Consider the following 19,884-nt stretch of genomic DNA (forward strand, 5'->3'; position numbering starts at 1 on the left):
CCTCTGTTGTCAGGCTTTTGCGGAGGCGCTGCGCAGCGTCGAAATCGCGACGGCGGCGAAGGTCAGGACGATCATCACCGTGCCGAGCGCGGCGATGGCCGGGTCAATATTGTCGGCGAGCCCCTCCCAGATCCGGCGAGGCAGGGTGGTGACCGCGCGGCTGGTGACGAAGAGCGCGACGATGGTCTCGTCCCAGGAGGTGATGAAGGCGAAGGCGGCGCCGGCGACGATGCCGGCCCGGATCTGCGGCAGCACGACCCAGCCCATCGCCTGCCGCGCATTGGCGCCGAGGCTGCGCGCCGCCTGCTCCAGCCGCGGATCGACATTGGCCAGCGTGCCGGCGACGGTGAGCACCACGAAGGGCAGCCCCTTCATCGCGTGGATCAGGATGAGGCCGAGATAGGTGTCGAGCAGGCCTAGCGCGGCCCAGGCGCGGTAGAAGGCGACGGCATGCACGATTGGCGGCACGATGATCGGGGCCAGCAGCAAGAGGCGCAGGCGACGGGCGAGCGGAGCGCCCAGCCGCCAGGCCCCGACCGCGAAGGCGACGCCGAGCACGGTCGCGAGCACCGTCGCGCCGATGCCGACGACGAGGCTGTCGACGATGCTCTTGGTCCAGCGGCCGTCGGTCGCCAGGCTGCCATAATGGCGAAACGAGATCGCATTGGTCGGCAGCGAGAGATAGCGCTCCGGCGTCAGCGAGATCGGGATGACGACGAGGATCGGCAGCAGCAGGAACGAGGCGGCGAGCCAGGCGACGATCCGGTTGAGCGACATGCCGTTGCGGCTCGAGGGGACGCTGAGCGCTGCCATGGCTATTTCCTCAGCGCCTGTTCGACGTCCATGAAGCGGCTGAGCCACATCACGAGCAGGAGCACGGCGCCGAGCAACACGGTCGCCAGCATCGCCGCCAGCCCCCAGCGCAGCGTCTCGGAGATCTGCACGCTGATGAACTCGGCGACCATGATCGTCCGCCCGCCGCCCAGGATGGCCGGGGTGATGTAGAAGCCGAGCGAGAAGATCATCACGATCACGCCCGCGCCGATCAGGCCGGGCAGGCTCAGCGGCAGGAAGACCCAGCGGAAGGCTTGGCCCGGTGTCGCCCCGAGCGCGCGCGCCGCCGGCACCAGCCGGTCGTCGATGCCGCGCAGGCTCGTATAGAGCGGCAGGATCGCATAGGGCAGCATGTAGTGGACCATGCCGATGATCACGCCGAGCTCGTTGCGCACGAGGCTAAGCGGGCTCTCGATCAGCCCGGTCGACATCAGGATCGAATTGACCAACCCCTTCGACTGCAGCAGCGCGACCCAGGCGAAGGCCCGGATGAGGGCGCTGATCCAGAAGCTCGCCACGACGATGCCGAGCAGAATCTGGCGCTCGCGCGGCCCGCATTGCAGCAAGGCATAGGCGACGACATAGCCGATCCCGAGCGCGAGGACGGTGGTGATCGCCCCGATCCGTAGCGTGGTCCAGAGCACGCGCTGGACGGCGCCGTTATTGACGAGCTCGGCGTAGTTGGCGAGGCCGGGCTTGGGCACGGTGAAGCTCAGCACCAGCACGTTCAGCACCGGTACGAGGTAGAACAGCGCCAGGAAGACGCAAGGCGCCAGCAGCATCAGCCAATAGAGCCGCTCGCTTCCCCCGGTGCTGGTGGTGGCAGTCGCGCTCACGGCGAGGCTTCCTTGCCGCGCACCAGGATTGCCGCGTCCGGCGCCCAGGAGGCGACGATCTCCTCGCCTTGAGCAAAGCTGCGCTGCCCGGCCGGAACTATCGCCAGCAGCGTCTCGCCATCCGTCAGCCGGACCTCGACCTCGATGGAGGAGCCAAGATAGGTGATGTCGCCGACCCTGCCGCGCACCGTGCAAGGCGCGGCCTCGGCGCCAGCTGTCGGCGCCGCCAGCTTGATCTTCTCCGGCCGGAGCGCGGCGACCGCCGCATCGCCGACGCGCGCCGCGATACCGTTCCCGGCCACCGTCGCGGCGAAGCCCGGCATATGGATTTCGACCTGCCCGCCATAGGCTGAAGCGACCTTGCCGCGCAGGAAATTGCTCTTGCCGAGGAAGCCCGCGACGAACTCGGTGGCCGGCCGCTCGTAGAGCTCGGCCGGCGGGGCGATCTGGAGGATGCGGCCGCGATCGAGGATGACGATGCGATCCGACATCGTCAGCGCCTCCTCCTGGTCATGCGTGACATAGATGAAGGTCGAGCCGACCTCTCGGTGGATCGACCGGAACTCGGTCTGGAATTCCTTGCGCAGCGCCTTGTCGAGCGCGCTCAGCGGCTCGTCGAGCAGCAGCAGCTCCGGCGCGAAGACGAGCGAGCGAGCAAGCGCCACGCGCTGCTGCTGCCCGCCCGACAATTGGCGGGGATAGCGATGGGCGAAGGCCTGCAGCTTCGCCATCTCCAGAGCGGCCATGATCTTCGGCCGGGCCGCATCACCGGTGATGCCGCGCGCCCTCAAGGGGAAGGCGACATTGTCGTAGACGGTGAGATGCGGGAACAGCGCGTAGCCCTGGAACACCACCCCGAAATTGCGCCGCTCGGGTGGGAGTGCGGTCACGTCGCGGCCGTCGAGCAGCATGCGCCCGCTGCTCGGGGCGATGAAGCCGGCGATACTCATCAGGATCGTCGTCTTGCCCGAGCCGGAAGGACCAAGCAGCGTGATGAACTCGCCAGCCTTGATCGTCAGATCGGTCGGTTCGAGCGCGACGAAATCGCCATAGCGCTTCTCGACCTTGTCGAGGACAAGCGAGTCTTTCACCGATGCGGTCCCATTCCCCATGCCGTTCAGGCTTGGCTTCATGGTCGCGCTTTCCCAGCTTACGTCAAAAACGAAATGAGCTAAAAGATATAAATCTAAGTTATATCTTTTGGCAGGGACAGGGCTTGGACACACGGCATCTGGAGGCTTTCCGCTCGGTGATCGAGACCGGATCGATGAGCGCCGCAGCGACCTTGCTGGCGAAGTCGCAGCCGGCGATCAGCAACCTGATCACGCGGCTGGAGGATGAGCTCGGGGTCGCGCTGTTCGAGAGGAAGAAAGGAAAGCTCCAGGTCACGCCCGAGGCAATGCTGTTCTACGAGGAGGCGCGGCGGACACTCGGTGTGCTCGAACGCACGCGCCAGGTGGCGCGGGATCTGAAGAGCCTGCGCTCGGGAACGCTGTCGCTGGCGAGCCAGCCAGGTCTCGCCACCTACGTCCTGCCGCCGATCATCGCACGCCTGCTGGAGCGCTGGCCCGACGGCACGGTACGCTTCATCACCCGATCGTCGCCTACCGTCCGCGATCTCGGCCGCATTGAGGCGTTCGACATCGGCTTTGCGGAGCTGCCGATCGAAAGCCCCGCCTCGGTCATCGAGACGATCGAGGTACCTTGCGTCTGCATGCTGCCGGCGAGCCATCCTCTGGCGGCCGAACCCGTCATCACGCCGCGCCATCTCAACGACGTTCCCTTCATCTCGCTCTATGCCGACCATTTCCTGCACGAGGCGATCGAGCGCGCCTTTGCCGAGCACTCGGCGCGGTTGCGAATGGCTGTGCATGTCGAGTTCTTCGGCACGGCCTGCGCGCTCGTCATGGAGGGCGTCGGCGTGACCATCGTCGACGTCATCACCAGCCTGCATTTCCAGAAGGTCGGGCTCGTCGCGCGGCCCTTCGCGCCGCGCCTGTCCTATCGCTATGCGATGTTCCAGCCGGCGCCGCGGCCGCTCTCGCGCATCGCTCGCGAATTCGTCGAGGCCTTCCGCGAGCACAATGCCGCGCTGATCCGCGAGCACAGCCCCTACGGCGACTGAAGCCGGCGCGGCGGCGGGTTTGTCATCGTAACCTACGATAACAAGGACGGCGCGCTATCGTGCTGCTCGAAAGATCTTGCCCGGGTTCATGACCCCTGCGGGGTCCAGGAGGGCCTTGATGCTGGCCATCAGCCTGATCGTGTCCCCGCGTCGGAGCTGGCGCACTCCGCATCTGCAGCGTACTCAGCATCCGTCGTGGATTCAGTGGGTGTTCTCGCTGGACTCATGCTGTAGCGACAGCGCCAACAAATGGTGCGGCCCAGTGCCGGTTTCGCAAGCTCGGCGTCCTCATACTCGAGCTGCCTCGGCCGGATCGGCGTGACGGCCATCGACTCCGGATTGGAGCCCGGCCGGCAATGATGTAACGTATTGCGAAAGGTTGTGCGGCTCGGCCGCGGGCATGCGGATAGGGTCGCCTTCAGAGTTCGAAGGAGAACCTTCGATGCTGCGTTGGACCTTGCTGGCCTCGTTGATGCTCGCGGCCCTGCCTCTCCCAGCCCTAGCGGTCGGCGATCCCGCAGCGGGCGAGAAGGTTTTCCAGAAGTGCCGCGCCTGCCACCAGATCGGGGAGACGGCCAAGAACGCCATCGGGCCGAAACTGAACGGTCTTCTCGGCCGGCCGGCGGGCTCGATCGAGGGCTACAGCTACTCGCCCGCCAACAAGAACTCCGGCATCACCTGGGATGAGCCCACCTTCCGCGATTACATCAAGGCACCGCAGGTGAAGATCCCGAGCACCAAGATGGTGTTTCCGGGCCTCAAGTCGGATCAGGAGATCGACGATATCGTCGCCTTCCTCAAGCAATTTGACGCGGACGGAAAGAAAAAATAGCCGGATCGGCGCACGATTTCAGCCGTGACGGCGCCGACTTGCGACACGGGATCGATTGACAACTCCCGCGAGCAGGATGACAACATGAAACAGTGGGCTGAAGGCTTGAAGATCCTGCAGCCCGGCTGAGAGTTTTTGCGTCAACTGCGACGCACGGTCGTCCTGGCGAACCCAAGGTTCGGCGATGGCGAACAGGGAACAAAACTTGCAGCTCGAAGGTGCGCTCGCCCGAGCCTGCGCCCCGGAGCGGTCATGTGCCGCAAGCGATGTCGTTGGCCAAGTCCGTTTTAAGCTTCAGGCCCGATTCATCTCGGGCCGCAACACTGTTCTCATAGCGAAAATGAGTTCGTTGACGTAAGGCACGGCGCAAGACATGCGCCGCGGCATAGTCTGGTTCCTGTTCACGCCGCCCTCGGCAAGGATGAATGAGGGATGGGTATCGCGGTCGTCCTGGCTTTGATCGTGATCGGCTCGGTGGTGTTCCACTTCCTGAGCCCGTGGTGGTGGACGCCGATCGCCTCCAACTGGCGCTATATCGACGACACCATCATCATCACGTTCTGGATCACCGGCGTCGTCTTCGCGGCCGTCGTGCTGTTCATGGCCTATTGCGTCCTCCGCTTCCGGCATCGCGAGGGCAATCGCGCCGCCTACGAACCCGAGAACAAGCGGCTGGAATGGTGGCTCGCGATCGGGACGGGTGTCGGCGTCGCCGCCATGCTCGCGCCCGGCCTCGTCGTCTGGCACCAGTTCGTCACGGTTCCAAAGGACGCGACCACGGTCGAGGTCGTCGGCCAGCAATGGCAATGGGCCTACCGGCTGCCCGGCGCCGATGGCAGGCTCGGCGCCTCCGATATCGCCCATGTCACCCCGGAGAATCCGCTCGGCGTCGATCCCAAGGACCCGTACGGGCAGGACGACGTCGTCATCCAGGGCGACAACCTCCATCTCCAGCTCGGCAAGCCGGTCAGGATGCTGCTGCGCGCGGTCGACGTCCTGCACAATTTCTATGTACCGGAGTTCCGCGCCAAGATGGACATGATCCCCGGCAGCGTAACCTATTACTGGTTCACGCCGACGCGGGCCGGCACCTTCGACGTGCTGTGCGCCGAGCTCTGCGGCACCGGTCACACCTTCATGCGCGGCAATGTCGTGGTCGAGCCGGAGGGCAACTACCAGGCCTGGCTGCAGCAACAAAAGACCTTCGTCCAGCTTCAGGCACCTGCCCGGGCGGAGGCGAGGAACTAGGGACCGATACAGGGCGAGGCCCGGCATAGGGACTTCGCCCGCGACGAGTGGGAGATGGTCCGATGGTCGACGTGATGCACGGCGCCTCCGAACCGCTACCGGCGGCCGAAGTCGACGATGTCGAGCTGTATCACCCGAAGAGCTGGATCACGACGTACGTCTTCTCGCAGGATGCCAAGGTCATCGCCATCCAGTACTCCATGGTGGCGCTGGCGATCGGGCTGGTCGCTCTGGTCCTGTCCTGGCTGATGCGGCTGCAGCTAGGCTTCCCGGGGACATTCTCGTTCATCGACCCCGATCGCTACTACCAGTTCATCACCATGCACGGGATGATCATGGTGATCTATCTGCTGACCGCCCTGTTTCTCGGCGGCTTCGGCAACTACCTGATCCCGCTGATGCTCGGCGCCCGGGACATGGTGTTCCCCTATGTGAACATGCTGAGCTTCTGGATCTATTTCCTCGCCGTGCTGGTGCTCGTCGCCGGCTTCTTCCTGCCGGGCGGACCGACTGGGGCGGGATGGACGCTCTACCCGCCGCAGGCGATCCTCGCCAATACGCCCGGCCAGCAATGGGGCATCCTCGTGATGCTCGTCTCGCTGATCCTGTTCATCATCGGCTTTACCATGGGCGGGCTGAACTACGTCGTGACCGTGCTGCAGGGACGGGCCCGCGGCATGACCCTGATGCGCATGCCACTGACGATCTGGGGCATCTTCACGGCCACCGTCATGGCGCTGCTCGCCTTTCCCGCGCTCTTCGTCGGCGCCGTGATGATGCTGCTCGACCGGCTGATCGGCACGAGCTTCTTCATGCCGGCGATCGTCGCGATGGGCGAGCGGCTGGCCCACAAGGGCGGCAGCCCGATCCTGTTCCAGCATCTGTTCTGGTTCTTCGGCCATCCCGAGGTCTACATCGTCGCGCTGCCGGCCTTCGGCATCGTCTCCGACCTGATCAGCACCCATGCCCGCAAGAACATCTTCGGCTACCGCATGATGGTCTGGGCGCTGGTGGCGATCGGCGCGCTCAGCTTCGTCGTCTGGGCTCACCACATGTATGTCAGCGGCATGCACCCGGCCTTCGGCTTCTTCTTCGCCACGACGACGCTGATCATCGCGATCCCGACCGCGATCAAGGTCTATAACTGGGTGCTGACGCTCTGGCGTGGCGACATCCACTTCACCGTGCCGATGCTGTTCGCGCTCGGCTTCATCGTCACCTTCGTGAATGGCGGGCTCACCGGCCTGTTCCTAGGCAATGTCGTCGTCGACGTGCCGCTCTCCGACACGATGTTCGTCGTCGCCCATTTTCATATGGTGATGGGCGTCGCGCCGATCCTCGTGATCTTCGGGGCGATCTACCATTGGTATCCGAAGGTCACCGGGCGGATGCTCGACGACAGGCTTGGGAAGCTGCATTTCTGGGTCACCTTCCTCGGGGCCTACCTGATCTTCTTCCCGATGCACTATATCGGGCTGATGGGTGTGCCCCGCCGCTATCACGAGATCAGCGGGATGGCCTTCGTCCCGCCCTCGGCAGCGACGCTGAACGAGTTCATCACGATCGTCGCCCTGATCGTCGGCGCTGCCCAGCTCGTCTTCCTGTTCAACCTCGTCTGGAGTGTCAGGCACGGCCGGCCGGCCGGCGGCAATCCCTGGCGCGCGACCACGCTGGAGTGGCAGACGCCGCAGACGCCGCCAGCGCATGGCAACTGGGGCAAGACCCTGCCGGTGGTCTATCGCTGGGCCTATGATTACAGCGTGCCGGGCGCTGCCGAGGATTTCCTGCCGCAGAACCAGCCGCCGACCCCGCGGACCGCGTGACGAGGTGCCGCCATGATCGTGGTCGTCCTCTTCATGGTCCTGATGGCAGCCCTCGCCGGCTGGTGGCTGTCGCGCCAGGGTCTGGCCGACAAGCCATGGCTCGAGGTCGGGGTGGGCGTCGAGGCCGGCGGTGCGAAGCTGCCGCCTTCCCCGACGGCGAAGGTCGGCCTCGGCGCCTTTCTCGTCGTGGCCGGCTCGCTGTTCTCGCTGCTGGTCAGCGCCTATTCCATGCGGATGGACATGGCGGACTGGCGCGCGCTGCCGATGCCGACGGTCCTGTGGTTCAGCACGGGACTGCTGATCCTCGCAAGCATCGCGCTGCACATGGCGGTGATCGCCGCGCATTGCGACGAACTCGGTCACGTCCGCTCGAGCATCCTTGCAGCAGGCGTGTGCTCGCTCGCCTTCCTCACAACTCAGCTGCTGGCATGGCGCGAGCTTGCCGCCTCCGGCTATTTCACTGCTGCCAATCCCGCCAGCGCCTTCTTCTACCTGCTCGCCGCAGTCCACGGCCTGCACATGCTCGGCGGGCTCGTGGCGCTTTGCCGAACCGGCGTCAGAGCGTTCGCCCTATCGGCGACGAGCCCTCCGCAGGCAGTTGGCGAGCTTACGCTCAGCGTCGAGCTCTGCGCGCTCTACTGGCACTTCCTGCTGCTGGTCTGGCTCGTCCTGTTCAGCATGCTCATGCGCTGGACCGATGATCTCATCGCGATCTGCCGGGGATTGCTGGCCTAGAGGCTCCAAACGAGGTCGGAACGATGAATGAGGTCGCGCCGCATACCCTGAACCCCAAGATCGGTCGTGCGCCCGGCTGGCAAGGGATCGTGGCGGATTGGTCGTCCGATCAGCGGGCCTTCAAGAACGTCTCCTGGGGGAAGGCCATGATGTGGATCTTCCTGCTCAGCGACACCTTCATCTTCGGCACCTTCCTGATCTCCTACATGACGGTCAGGATGTCGACGACCGTGCCCTGGCCCAATCCGAGCGAGGTCTTTGCGCTCGAGATCGGCGGCCACCACCTGCCGCTGATCCTGATCGCCATCATGACCTTCGTCCTGATCAGCAGCAGCGGCACGATGGCTATGGCGGTCAATTTCGGCTATCGCCGCGACCGCAGGAAGACCGCGATCCTGATGCTGCTGACGGCGGTGCTCGGCGCGACCTTCGTCGGCATGCAGGCCTTCGAATGGTCGAAGCTGATTTCGGAAGGCGTCCGCCCCTGGGGCAATCCCTGGGGTGCAGAGCAGTTCGGCTCCAGCTTCTTCATGATCACCGGCTTCCACGGCACCCATGTCACGATCGGCGTGATCTTCCTGATCATCATCGCCCGCAAGGTCTGGCGCGGCGACTTCGACGATGGGCGACGCGGTTTCTTCACGAGCCGCAAGGGACATTACGAAGTCGTCGAGATCACCGGACTCTACTGGCACTTCGTCGATCTCGTCTGGGTCTTCATCTTCGCGCTGTTCTATCTCTGGTGAGGTCGCCATGGCACAGCCCATAGCTCACAGCGACGCGCAGCAGCATCCGATCAGGCTTTATCTCGTGGTCTGGTGCTGGCTCTTCGTCCTCAGCCTGTGTTCCTACCTGGTCGATTATTTCCACCTCACCGGCTATCTCAGATGGTCGCTGATCCTGATCTTCATGGCGCTCAAGGCCGGGCTGATCGTCGCCGTCTTCATGCATATGGCCTGGGAGCGATTGGCCCTGGCCTATGCGATCCTCGCCCCGCCGCTGGCGCTCCTGGTTTTCGTCGGCATCATGGTCTTCGAATCGAACTACACGCTCTTCACCCGGCTGGCGTACTTCGTCGCCGGTCCATGACAGGTGATCTGGAGGCGCAATCCAGTAAAGGGAGACGCTCATGAGAACCTATTACTTGTTCCAGGCGGTGAACTCCCCCGACCTGCGCGGCTTCGCCGATGAACCTGCCGGCGCCAGCCTGCCTGCGGACCTCGGGCCGTGGATGCTTGCGCAACAGATCCGGCCGAATGAGGAATGGAGCCTCGCCATCAGCAGGGCGGTCGTGGCAGCCGGCCTCATCGAGAATGGCTTCTACCTCTGGGGCCCCGCGGAGCGACCGGCACCACACCTGATCATCGAAAGCGATCGCGTCGAAGGGACCGCCGTGTTCGACAGCAAGAACGATCAGATCGGCACGATCAAGCGGCTGCTGATCGAGAAGGTCAGCGGCCGCGTTTCCTTCGTCGACGTGACGTTCGGAGGATTTCTCGGCATTGGCAGCCACCACGTGACGATCCCCTGGGAAAAGCTCACCTACGACAAGGAGCTCGAGGGCTATCGCACCGACATCACCGAGGCCCAGGTCCGAGGTGCCGCGGTCCTGTATGGGGACAAGGGCGCTTTGCCAGACCAGAAACGTCAGCAGGACATGAGTGACTACTGGAATGACGCCCCCAGGTGACCGATCCGAAGCGGCTCCGAGGCCCCCTCCAATGCACGAGCTAACGTGGATGCATCACTGAGCGAGCGGACTGATCCTGTTTCTGATCGTCCTGACGAGACTCAGCGCCGCCATCTCCGATGATTTCGGATTGCCGGTGAGGGGCTTGTTCTCGATCACGAGATTCAGGCGGCCGAAGGCGCCGCGAACGCTCAGGCGATGGCAATTCGCAGCGATGCCGGGATCGGCGACGAGCTCGACGCGGGTCCTGTCGAGGCCGATGCCGGCAAGTGCCGTGATCACGGCGACATTGGCATTTTGCGGAAAACGGATGGCTGCCTCGCGCGCCGAACCGGAGAAGAAGGTGAGCGGTGCGAGGAGCTCGTCGAGCGCCACCATTTCTTCGGCCGGCGTGCCGCGCCAGGCTGCCGGCGGCTTGACGATGCTGTGGACGACCTCGTCGAGTGGCAGCGCCGATGCTGCCGCGATGGCATCGATCCCGCCGAGGGCACCTGGCGGCAGGATGAGCTGGCTGCCGCAGGCCTCTGCGCTCGCCAGCAAGCGCTCAAGCAGCGCGGCGTCGGTCAGTGCGCTGGCCGATGCGATCGCGAAGGCCGGCGCGGAGCGCAGTGCAGCCTCGCCCCAGATCGCGACCGCATCCCGGCCCGCCGCCTCGACGATGAGGTCGAGCTGCAGGCCGGCAAGCTGTCCGGGGTCGGTGACAAGGACCGCACCAGAGGGAATATCCTGCGCCCGTGCGGTCGAGCGGGCCCCGACGGCGACGATGGCGATATCGCCAGCACTCGGCGAGTTCGACAGTAGCGCGGCGACACGCCGGCTGATCGCGCCCCAGCCGATGAGCGCGATGCGAAGCGGTCTGCGGGAGCGGATCGTCATTGCTGAGCTGCCGTCCACAGGGCCAGATCGAGCAGCGCGCCGCCGTTGAGCCCGTCGAGCATGCTGAAATGATGGCCCGGGCAGATCAACGGCTCGGGCGCTTGCCAGGCAGTCGCGAGCGTCGCCGATTGCCGTTTGAACGCCTCGCTCTCGCCCTCGCCCACGGCGAAGGCGAGGCGAGCATTGCCCGGGCGCAGCCGGCCGAGCGGGCTGAGCCGCGCAACTCGCTCGCCATCGTCCAGCCCGAGCAGCCGCCCGATCGGCAGGTGCCCAATCGGCTTGAGATCATAGAGGCCAGAGAGCAATAGCGCCGAGGCAACCGGCGGCGCTGCGGGGTCGCACAGCGCCATCGCCGCGAGGTGGCCACCCGCTGAATGGCCGCTGATGTGCAGTTGCGCGGGATCAAGCCCGAGCGCCTCGGCCTCGCGCACGAGAAAGCTCAGCGCCGCTACGGTCTGGGCGATGCTCGCCTCCAGCGGAGTGTCAGGCGCCAGCCCGTAATTCGGCTGCGCGACCGCGAAACCGGCATCGAGCAGCCCCTGCGAGAACTGCGCGTGCTGGACTTTGTCAGAAGCCTGCCAGTAGCCGCCATGGATGAAGACGAAGATCGGAGCGCGCTCCACACCAGCCGGGCGATAGAGATCGAGCGTCTCGAAGCGGCCCGGGCCATAGGCGAGATCGAGCCCGCCATGGCCGGCGCGAAAGGCCGCGCCCTCGCGGCTCCATTGCCGGAACAGCGCGGTCATGTCGGCCTGCAGGCGCGGGCTGTATTGCCGGCCGAGCTCACGTAGCGGATAGCCCTCGACCGCGACGTCGGGCAGTGGCTGCGGCGACGCAAAGCGGACGCGGATCGTGAGACCGGGCTCGGTTCCGGGCCGCAGACGGATCGGTGGCCGGAAGCCGGCGAAGGCCTCGCGATAGGCCAGCTCGACCGTGTGGCGCGAGAGATGGAAGGCGGCGGGATCGGCGCTCTCCCAGTCCATGCCGGTGAGGTGATGCGGGCCCAAGCCGGCGGCGACCAGGCCGGCGAGGATCTCGCTCAGCGTGTCGCGCAAGGCCTCGACCGGGTCGCCCGCGATGCTACGCGCAACGATCTCATTGTCAGACGCCGACATAGCGATGCACCAGCTCCGCATTGGCCACGAGGTCGCTGCTGGAACCGGACCAGACCGTGCGCCCCTTCTCGATGATGTAATGCCGGTCGGCGAGGCGCTTCAGCACGGCGATGTTCTTGTCGATCAGCAGGATCGACTGGCCTTGCACCTTCAGCGCCTCGATGCAGCGCCAGATCTCGGCCCGGATCACCGGCGCCAGCCCTTCGGTCGCTTCGTCGAGGATGAGGAGTTTGGGATTGGTCATCAGAGCCCGGCCGACCGCCAGCATCTGCTGCTCGCCGCCCGAGAGGGTGCGAGCCGACTGTCCCGCGCGCTCCTGAAGGCGCGGGAACAGGGCGTAGACACGCTCCAGCGTCCAGGGCGAAGCGCGCCCGAGCCGGTTGGCGGCGGTGGCGACGAGGTTCTCGCGCACGGTGAGCGTCGGAAAGACCTGCCGCCCCTCCGGCACGAGGCCGATGCCGCAGCGCGCGATCGCCTCCGGCGTGTTGCCCTTGAGCGCGCGGCCGTCGAAGCTGATCTCGCCGCCTTTCGGCGACAGCAACCCCATCAGCGAGCGCACCGTCGTGGTCTTGCCCATGCCGTTGCGGCCGAGCAGGGTGACGACCTCGCCCTCGCCGATGTCGAGGCCGACATCGAACAGCACCTGGCTCGCGCCATAGGCCGATTGCAGGTTGCGCACGCTCAGCATCAGGCGTCCCCCTCGCCGAGATAGGCGGTGCGCACATCCGGGTTGTCGCGGATCTCCTGGGCCGTACCGGTCGCGATGATGCGGCCATAGACCAGCACCGAGATCCGGTCGGCGAGCGCGAAGACGGCGTCCATGTCGTGCTCGACCAGCAGCATGGTGACGCGGCCTTTCAGGCCGGACAGCATCGCGACCATCTGCTCGCTCTCGGCATGGCCGAGACCCGCCATCGGCTCGTCGAGCAGGAGCAGACGCGGCTCGCAGGCGAGAGCGATGGCGAATTCGAGCTGCTTCTGCTCGCCATGAGAGAGATCGGCGACCTTGACCTCGGCGCGGTGAGCGAGGCCCGCAGTCGTCAGATGCTCGCGAGCGCGCTGGCGCAAGCCCTTGTCGCGGCGTGCGTCGGCGAAGAAGCGGAAGCTGTGCCCCTGCCGCGCCTGCACGGCGAGCGCGACATTGTCGAGCATGCTGAAATCGGGCAGCAGCTGGTTGATCTGGAAGGTACGGGCAAGGCCGCGCTGGACACGCTGCGGTGTGGCGAGTGCATCGATCGGCTCGCCTTCCAGCCTGATCTCGCCTTCGTCATGACTGAGCTCGCCGAAGAGCTGGGTCAATAGCGTCGTCTTGCCGGCGCCATTGGGCCCGATCAGCGCGTGGATCTCGCCCTCGACGATGTCGAGGTCGACATTGTCGGTGGCAATCAGCCCGCCGAAGCGCTTGCGCAGGCCGCGGACGGAGAGAAGCGGCTGGGTCATCACTCGCTCCTGCCGAGGCCGAGTCGACTGAACAGCCCGTTGAGCCCGCCTTGCGTGAAGAGGACGACGAGCAGCAGGATCGGGCCGAGGACGAGCTGCCAATGCTCGGTAAGGGAAGTCAGCACCGTCTCCAGGATGACGAGGGCAGCGGCGCCGAAGAGCGGGCCGAGCAAGGTGCCGACGCCGCCGAGGATGACCATGATCATCAGCTCACCCGACTTGGTCCAGTGCAGCATGTCGGGGCTGACGAAGCGCAGATAATTCGCCATCAGCGCCCCGGCGAGACCGGTGCCCATGCCAGAGATGACGAAGGCGGCGAGCTTGTAGCGATAGGGCGCGATGCCGATCGCCGCCATGCGCCGCTCGTTCTGGCGGATGCCGGCGAGCACCATGCCGAAGCGCGAGCCGACAATGCGCCAGAGCGCGAGGAAGACCAGCGTCGCGACGGCAAGGCAGATGAAATAGAAGGTGATGTCGTCGCGAGTGTTGAGGCCGAGGAGCTCGTTGCGGCGCCGGATCGTCATGCCGTCATCGCCGCCATAGGCCTTGAGCGAGACGAACAGGAAGAACAGCATCTGCGCGAAGGCGAGCGTGATCATGATGAACTGCACGCCGCTGGTGCGCAGGCACAGCGCGCCGATCAGCAAGGCGAGCAGGCCGCCGACCAGGATCGCGGCCGGCAGCGTGATTAGCAGCTGGCTCGTGCCCGGGATCAGGCCAAGGAAGAGGCTGTCGTCGACGTAATTGCGGTAGAGGATGCCGACGACATAGCCACCGACGCCGAAGAAGGCCGCGTGCCCAAACGAGACCATCCCTCCGAAACCGAGCGCCAGGTTCAGGCTGGCGGCGGCGATCGCATAGATCAGCACGCGGGTCGCCAGCGGCACCAAAGCAGGCTGGCCGAGCGCCTGGACGAGGAAGGGCAGCGCGATCAGCCCGAGAGCCAAGGCGAGCAGCATCAGCGCGCGGCCGGTGCTCGGCGCAGGGGAGCCGGTGTGGGTGATGGCGTCCTCAGACATTGGCGGGGAACAGTCCCTTGGGCCGCACCAGCAGCACCACGGCCATCAGCATGTAGATGCCCATCGAAGCCAGGCCGGCGCCGAGCGCATCGGCCTCGGAGCCGGCCATGACCTGGCGCAGCAGGCCGGGCAGGAAGGCGCGCAGCACAGTGTCGACGAGGCCGACCAGCAGCGCCCCGAAGAAGGCGCCGCGGATCGAGCCGACGCCGCCAATCACCACCACGACGAAGGTCATGATCAGGATCTGCTCGCCCATGCCGACCTGGACGGCGAGGATCGGCCCGGCCATCAATCCGGCGAGGCCGGCGAGCAAAGCCCCTAGCCCGAAGACGGCGGTGTAGAGCAGGCGGATATCGACGCCGAGCGCCCGGACCATCTCGCGATGGGTGGCGCCGGCCCTGACCAGCATGCCGATGCGCGTGCAGTTGATCAGGAGATAGAGCCCGAGCGCGACGAGAAGGCCAACGGCGATGATGATCAGCCGGTAGATCGGATAGGTCAGCCCGGGCATCAGCTCGACCGAGCCATTCAGCACTGACGGCACCGAAACGAAGAGCGGCTGGCGCCCGAACAGGATCGTCACGCTCTGGTTGAAGATCAGGATCAGCGCGAAGGTCGCCAGCACCTGGTCGAGATGATCGCGGGCATAAAGCCGGCGCAGCACGAAGAGCTCCATCGCCATGCCGACCAGGGCAGCAGCCGCAAGGCCCGCCAGGATGGCGAGAAAGACCGAGCCGGTCTGCGCCGCGGCGAAGGCAGCGGCATAGGCGCCGACCATGTAGAGCGAGCCATGAGCGAGGTTGATCACGCCCATGATGCCGAAGATCAGCGTCAGCCCGGCGGCGAGCAGGAACAGCATCACGCCGAACTGCAGGCCGTTGAGCAATTGTTCGAGAATGAGAGTCATTGCTGGTCACGTCCGGCTGGCGACGGGATGGGCAGGCAGCAGCCCATCCCGTCGATGCGGGAGCTTATCGGCGGTTCAGAGCTTGCAATCCTTGGCGTAGGCGTCGCCATGGTTGCTCAGCACCTTGCCCGAGGTCTTCAGCACCGGGGTGCCGTCGGCGCCCTTCTCGACCTTCAGCGCATACCAGTCCTGGAGCGGGTGCTGGTTGGTGCCGAACTTGAAGGCGCCGCGGACCGACTGGAAATCGGCCTTGGCGAGCGCCTTGCGCAGCGCCGGCACGTCGGCCTTGCCGCCGGTCGCCTTCAGCGCCGAGGCGATGGCGAGCGCGGTGTCGTAGCCTTGGCTGGCGTAGTAGGTCGGCACGCGGTTGTAGGCCTTGGTGAAGGCCTCGACGAAGGCCTTGTTCGAGGCGTTGTCGAAGTCGGTGTTCCAGTGCGCGGTGACGCTGAGCCCGAGGGCAGCGTCGCCGACGGCCTTCAGCGTGGTCGCGTCGAGCGAGGGCTCGGCCAGCACCATCGGGGTTTTACCGAGCAGGCCGGCCTGCTGGTACTGGCGCAGGAAGGCGATGCCGAGCCCGCCCGGGTGGAACTGGAACACCACGTCAGGATTGGCCGCGCGGATCTGCGCCATCTCCGGGGCGAAGTCGGTCTGGTCGAGCCGGGTGTAGACCTCGCCGACGACCTCGCCCTTGAACAGGCGCTTGAAGCCAGCGAGCGCATCCTTGCCGGCCTGGTAGTTCGGCGCGAGGATGAAGGCTTTCTTGTAGCCGAGATTGGTAGCGTGCTGGCCGGCGCTCTCATGCAGGCTGTCGTTCTGCCAGGAGACGACGAAATAGTTTTCGTTGCACTCCTTGCCGGCAAAGTTCGATGGCGCCGCATTGGGGCTGACATAGAGCGCCCCGGCATCGACGATATCGGGCACGGTCGCGCCGGCGACGTTCGAGAAGACGATGCCGGTCATGATCTTGATGCCGTCGGTCTTCAGCATCTTCTCGGCGATCTGCTTGCCCTGGCCGGGCTTCAGCGCATCGTCCTCGACGACGAGCTCGACCGGCGCACCGCCGAGCTTGCCGCCGTTCATGTCGATGGCGAGCTTGAAGGCGTCGCGGATGTCCTGGCCGAGATAGCCGCCCGGTCCGGACAGCGTCGTGACCATACCGATCTTGACCGGCGCCTGCTGGGCCAGCGCCGGCATGGCGACGGCGGCTGCCAGCATCACTCCGAGGTATCCTGATTTACGGTGCTGCATGGTTCCCCTCCTCCGATCATTCGCGTCGGATTGTCAGAAATTATTTTAAGCTTAAAACAAATTCCGATCGACGCGCAAGCGCCGCAATGGCGCCGGACGGGCCGGCGCCTTCGTCATCTTTCAGAGCGCGACCCAGCCGGCCGGCGGCTTGCGGCCGGGATGGACAGCCCCGCACTGTTTGCAGGTGCGGGCCTTCTCGTCGGCGAAGAAGGCTTCGTAGAGCGGCGGCAGGTCCTTCACGAGGTCCCCGACCTTGAGCTCGATGCGATGCACCAGGCCGTTGCATTCGAAGCAGTACCATTCGAAGCCGTCGACCTGGTCGGCATGGCGCGCCGGCTCAACCACGAGCCCGATCGAACCTTCTTGCGGGCGCTGCGGCGAGTGGCGCACATGCGGCGGCAACAGGAAGACGTCGCCCTCGCGGATCGTGACGTCGTAATGCTTCCCGTCATCGACCAGCTTGAGCATCATGTCGCCCTTGAGCTGGTAGAAGAACTCCTCCACCGGGTCGTCATGGAAATCGGCGCGCTGGTTCGGCCCGCCGACGACCATCACGGTCATCTGGCCGTCGGAGAACACCTTCTTGTTGCCGACCGGCGGCTTCAGCAGGTGCTCGTTCTCCGCGATCCACTTCTTGAAGTTGAAAGCTTTCAGCCGTCCTTCGGTCGCCATATCCGTCTCTCCCGTTTGTCCCGTCCTGCCTAGATTTAGCCGGCTTTCGCCAGGGGCCGTCCGGCCGCGAGCTTGAGCCCGCAGCTCTCGAAAGCCGCACGCGTCGCTGCCTTCTCGGCTTCGGTCAGCTCCAGCAGCGGCGCGCGTACGCGTCCGCCAACCTGCCCGAGCAGTTCCTGCCAGTATTTCTGGTGCGCATGCGGCTTCTCGGCCGGCCGCGTCGTGCGCAGCGCCTCGCGCACCGGGTTCAGGCTGTCGCGGATGGCGTGGGCCTTATCGACCTCGCCGGCGAAGGCGAGATCGGTGTACTCACGCATGCGCCGATCGGCCGCCGTCTGGATCAGATAGGGCGGCGAGGAGCAGAGATAGACCTGCCAGCCGAGCTCGATGATGTTGTCGAGCCATTCCTCCTCGGAGGCCGTGCTGATCAGGATGCGGTCGCCCGCGAGCCGGGTCAGCTCGGCATACATGGCGCGCGGCACGCTGTACTTGATCGCGACGACGTTCTCGATATCGGCGAGGCGATTGCAAAGCTGCGGGCTCATCAGATAGCCCGAATCCGGGTGGCTCCAGAGCGCGATGCCGATGTCGACCTGTTCGGCGATGGTCCGATAGTACTCGTACAGCGTCTCGTCCTGCGCCTTGAAGAAGTGGAGCAGCGGCGCGTGCACGACGATGTAATCGGCGCCGACCTTCTGGGCATGCTTGGCGAGGTCGATGACGACGTCCATGTTCTGGTCGGAGCAGGACATGATCGTCTGCCCGCGTCCGGCCGTAGCCTCGACCGCGAGCTCGAAGCTCTTCTTGCGCTCCTCGACCGACATCGCGAAGAACTCGCCCTGCTTGCCGGCGATGAACAGGCCGTCGATGCCGAGATCCTCGGTCCAGTGCCGGACATTCTCGCGGAAACCGTCCTCGTCTATGGCGAGCGACTGGGTAAAGGGCGTCAGCGCCGCCGCCCAGATGCCCTTCATATTGGCGCGGGTGTAAGCCTTCGCGTCCTTCCTGGCGTATTTCATGCGGCTGCCTCCCTGTCGCCCGCCGCTCAGATCGCCATGCGGTGCGAAACGGTCTTGATGGTCGTGTAGTGCGCGAGCCCCTCGGCGCCGCCCTCGCGGCCATAGCCACTGTCCTTGACCCCGCCGAACGGCACCTCGGCGACCGAGGCCTCCAACGTGTTGATCGAGACGTTGCCAGCCTCGATCTCGTCGGCGAGACGATCGGCCCGGCTGGCGGAATGGGTGAAGGCATAGGCGGCAAGGCCGAAGGGCAGGCCGTTCGCCTTGGCGATCGCATCGTCCAGCGTCGACACCGGGTTGATCACCGCGAGCGGCCCGAACGGCTCTTCGCGCATGACCCTGGCATCGTCAGGCACATCGGCGAGCACGGTCACCGGGAAGAAATAGCCGCGATTGCCGATGCGCTCGCCGCCGGCGAGCACCCGTGCGCCCTTGGCCTTGGCGTCAGCGACCAGCAGCTCCATCGCCTCGATGCGGCGGTGATTGGCGACGGGCCCCATCTGTGTGCCCGCATCAAGGCCGTTGCCGACCACGACCGAGCGCGCCTTCTCGGCAAAGGTCCTGGCGAAAGCCTCGTAGATCGGCTCCTGCACGAAGAAGCGCGTCGGCGAGGTGCAGACCTGGCCGGCATTGCGCGACTTGCGGATCGCCGAGGCCGTCGCCGCTGCGACCGGATCGACATCGTCGCAGACGATCACCGGAGCATGGCCACCGAGCTCCATCAGCACCGGCTTCATATGGTCGGCGGCGATCCGCGTCAGATGCTTGCCGACCGCGGTCGAGCCGGTGAAGGCAATCAGCCGGGTCTGCTCCTGCGGGATCAGATAGGAGGAGATGTCGGCAGGGATACCGAAGACGAGGTTGAACACGCCAGGCGGCAGGCCGGCATCGTGCAAAGCACGGGCGATATGGAGCGCACCCGCCGGGGTCTCCTCGGCTGCCTTCAGGATGATCGAGCAGCCCGCCGCCAGCGCCCCGGCGATCTTGCGCGCCGGCTGGCTCATCGGGAAATTCCAGGGCGAGAACGCCGCGACCATGCCGATCGGCTGGTGCATCACGACGTATTTGATGCCGGGCTCGCTCGGGATGACCCGGCCATAGGTGCGCTGCCCTTCCGCCGCATCCCATTCGAAGAACTCGCAGCCGCGGATCACCTCGAGCTGCGCCTGGGCGAAGGGCTTGCCGTGCTCGAGCGTGATCGCATGGGCGATCTCGTCGATGCGGGCGCGCATCAGCGCCGCGGCCTTGAGCATGACCTCGCCACGAACCCGCGGCGCTGTCCGGCTCCAAACCCTGAAGCCGTCTTTGGCCGCGGCCAGCGCATCGTCGAGATCGGCGCGGCTCGCGACTGGGACGGCACCGATCACGCTCTCATCGGCCGGGTTGAGCACCGGCAGGCTGTCGGAGGTCTTGCGCCAGGCTCCGCCGATATAAAGCTTGAGGTCGGGATAGGCGGTCATGAAAA

22 protein-coding genes are annotated in these 19,884 nt (G+C 65.6%); 8 read left to right on the plus strand and 14 right to left on the minus strand.

The genetic code is table 11. The annotated features are described in order from the left end of the window. Window positions 1-9: 9 nt before the first annotated feature. From ACWIGM_RS15735 to ACWIGM_RS15745, 3 genes are read right to left on the minus strand one after another with little or no spacing between them, the layout of a single operon-like run. A complete protein-coding gene (locus tag ACWIGM_RS15735; RefSeq protein WP_454026846.1) occupies window positions 10-813 on the minus strand; it encodes an ABC transporter permease in 804 nt (267 codons plus the stop codon). A gap of 2 nt (window positions 814-815) precedes the next feature. Continuing rightward, window positions 816-1,670 (minus strand): ABC transporter permease, encoded by an 855-nt coding sequence (locus ACWIGM_RS15740; protein ID WP_454026847.1) that lies wholly within the window; start codon window positions 1,668-1,670, stop codon window positions 816-818. Next, window positions 1,667-2,761 (minus strand): ABC transporter ATP-binding protein, encoded by a 1,095-nt coding sequence (locus ACWIGM_RS15745; RefSeq protein ID WP_454026848.1) that lies wholly within the window; start codon window positions 2,759-2,761, stop codon window positions 1,667-1,669. The genes ACWIGM_RS15740 and ACWIGM_RS15745 overlap by 4 nt, the downstream gene beginning before the upstream one ends. Before the next feature lie 125 nt (window positions 2,762-2,886). Here ACWIGM_RS15745 and ACWIGM_RS15750 point away from each other — a divergent pair, with 125 nt between their 5' ends. Continuing rightward, window positions 2,887-3,795: a LysR substrate-binding domain-containing protein gene (locus tag ACWIGM_RS15750; RefSeq protein WP_454026849.1), complete on the plus strand. Its 909-nt coding sequence runs from the start codon at window positions 2,887-2,889 to the stop codon at window positions 3,793-3,795. A gap of 54 nt (window positions 3,796-3,849) precedes the next feature. Here the strand turns inward: ACWIGM_RS15750 and ACWIGM_RS15755 are convergent, their stop codons facing one another. Next, window positions 3,850-3,960 carry an FAD-linked oxidase C-terminal domain-containing protein gene (locus ACWIGM_RS15755; protein ID WP_454026850.1) on the minus strand — a complete coding sequence of 37 codons (111 nt, stop codon included), beginning with the start codon at window positions 3,958-3,960 and terminating at the stop codon, window positions 3,850-3,852. 307 nt (window positions 3,961-4,267) lie between these two features. Here ACWIGM_RS15755 and ACWIGM_RS15760 point away from each other — a divergent pair, with 307 nt between their 5' ends. The 7 genes from ACWIGM_RS15760 to ACWIGM_RS15790 all read left to right on the plus strand — a co-directional run bounded on the left by ACWIGM_RS15760 (window position 4,268) and on the right by ACWIGM_RS15790 (window position 10,123). Further along, entirely contained in the window at window positions 4,268-4,627 is a 360-nt protein-coding gene (locus ACWIGM_RS15760; protein WP_454027015.1) for a c-type cytochrome, read from the plus strand. A gap of 432 nt (window positions 4,628-5,059) precedes the next feature. Beyond that, complete coding sequence (locus ACWIGM_RS15765; protein WP_454026851.1) at window positions 5,060-5,875, plus strand: cytochrome c oxidase subunit II; 816 nt, start codon at window positions 5,060-5,062, stop codon at window positions 5,873-5,875. 62 nt (window positions 5,876-5,937) lie between these two features. Then, window positions 5,938-7,698, plus strand: coding sequence for a cytochrome c oxidase subunit I (gene ctaD, locus ACWIGM_RS15770; RefSeq protein ID WP_454026852.1), 1,761 nt, complete (start codon window positions 5,938-5,940; stop codon window positions 7,696-7,698). Between the two features lie 12 nt (window positions 7,699-7,710). Continuing rightward, window positions 7,711-8,433, plus strand: a complete 723-nt coding sequence (locus ACWIGM_RS15775) for a cytochrome c oxidase subunit 3 (RefSeq protein WP_454026853.1) — start codon at window positions 7,711-7,713, stop codon at window positions 8,431-8,433. A gap of 23 nt (window positions 8,434-8,456) precedes the next feature. Further along, window positions 8,457-9,179, plus strand: a complete 723-nt coding sequence (locus tag ACWIGM_RS15780) for a heme-copper oxidase subunit III family protein (protein WP_454026854.1) — start codon at window positions 8,457-8,459, stop codon at window positions 9,177-9,179. Window positions 9,180-9,186: 7 nt separating this feature from the next. Then, window positions 9,187-9,522: a cytochrome C oxidase subunit IV family protein gene (locus ACWIGM_RS15785; RefSeq protein ID WP_454026855.1), complete on the plus strand. Its 336-nt coding sequence runs from the start codon at window positions 9,187-9,189 to the stop codon at window positions 9,520-9,522. A 40-nt stretch (window positions 9,523-9,562) separates the two neighbouring features. After that, window positions 9,563-10,123, plus strand: coding sequence for a PRC-barrel domain-containing protein (locus tag ACWIGM_RS15790; protein ID WP_454026856.1), 561 nt, complete (start codon window positions 9,563-9,565; stop codon window positions 10,121-10,123). 54 nt (window positions 10,124-10,177) lie between these two features. Here ACWIGM_RS15790 and ACWIGM_RS15795 read toward each other — a convergent pair whose 3' ends face one another. The 10 genes from ACWIGM_RS15795 to ACWIGM_RS15840 form a co-directional block, all read right to left on the minus strand. After that, window positions 10,178-10,999, minus strand: a complete 822-nt coding sequence (locus ACWIGM_RS15795; RefSeq protein ID WP_454026857.1) for an aspartate dehydrogenase — start codon at window positions 10,997-10,999, stop codon at window positions 10,178-10,180. Continuing rightward, a complete protein-coding gene (locus tag ACWIGM_RS15800; protein WP_454026858.1) occupies window positions 10,996-12,114 on the minus strand; it encodes an alpha/beta hydrolase in 1,119 nt (372 codons plus the stop codon). The genes ACWIGM_RS15795 and ACWIGM_RS15800 overlap by 4 nt, the downstream gene beginning before the upstream one ends. Continuing rightward, the gene (locus ACWIGM_RS15805) at window positions 12,101-12,802 is read right to left on the minus strand and encodes an ABC transporter ATP-binding protein (RefSeq protein ID WP_454026859.1); all 702 of its coding nucleotides are present in this window, start codon (window positions 12,800-12,802) and stop codon (window positions 12,101-12,103) included. The genes ACWIGM_RS15800 and ACWIGM_RS15805 overlap by 14 nt, the downstream gene beginning before the upstream one ends. Continuing rightward, the gene (locus tag ACWIGM_RS15810; protein WP_454026860.1) at window positions 12,802-13,554 is read right to left on the minus strand and encodes an ABC transporter ATP-binding protein; all 753 of its coding nucleotides are present in this window, start codon (window positions 13,552-13,554) and stop codon (window positions 12,802-12,804) included. The genes ACWIGM_RS15805 and ACWIGM_RS15810 overlap by 1 nt, the downstream gene beginning before the upstream one ends. After that, the gene (locus ACWIGM_RS15815) at window positions 13,554-14,513 is read right to left on the minus strand and encodes a branched-chain amino acid ABC transporter permease (RefSeq protein WP_454027016.1); all 960 of its coding nucleotides are present in this window, start codon (window positions 14,511-14,513) and stop codon (window positions 13,554-13,556) included. Before ACWIGM_RS15815 ends, ACWIGM_RS15810 begins: the two co-directional genes overlap by 1 nt. A 52-nt stretch (window positions 14,514-14,565) precedes the next feature. Beyond that, entirely contained in the window at window positions 14,566-15,480 is a 915-nt protein-coding gene (locus ACWIGM_RS15820) for a branched-chain amino acid ABC transporter permease (protein ID WP_454026861.1), read from the minus strand. Between the two features lie 75 nt (window positions 15,481-15,555). After that, window positions 15,556-16,695, minus strand: a complete 1,140-nt coding sequence (locus ACWIGM_RS15825) for an ABC transporter substrate-binding protein (protein WP_454026862.1) — start codon at window positions 16,693-16,695, stop codon at window positions 15,556-15,558. 153 nt (window positions 16,696-16,848) lie between these two features. Next, on the minus strand, window positions 16,849-17,400 hold the full coding sequence (locus tag ACWIGM_RS15830; protein WP_454026863.1) for a 3-hydroxyanthranilate 3,4-dioxygenase: 552 nt from the start codon (window positions 17,398-17,400) through the stop codon (window positions 16,849-16,851). A gap of 35 nt (window positions 17,401-17,435) precedes the next feature. After that, window positions 17,436-18,419, minus strand: a complete 984-nt coding sequence (locus tag ACWIGM_RS15835; protein WP_454026864.1) for a dihydrodipicolinate synthase family protein — start codon at window positions 18,417-18,419, stop codon at window positions 17,436-17,438. 26 nt (window positions 18,420-18,445) lie between these two features. Next, window positions 18,446-19,879, minus strand: coding sequence for an NAD-dependent succinate-semialdehyde dehydrogenase (locus ACWIGM_RS15840; protein ID WP_454026865.1), 1,434 nt, complete (start codon window positions 19,877-19,879; stop codon window positions 18,446-18,448). Window positions 19,880-19,884 lie beyond the last annotated feature (5 nt).

Source organism: Allobosea sp. NPDC055332 (assembly GCF_053645455.1).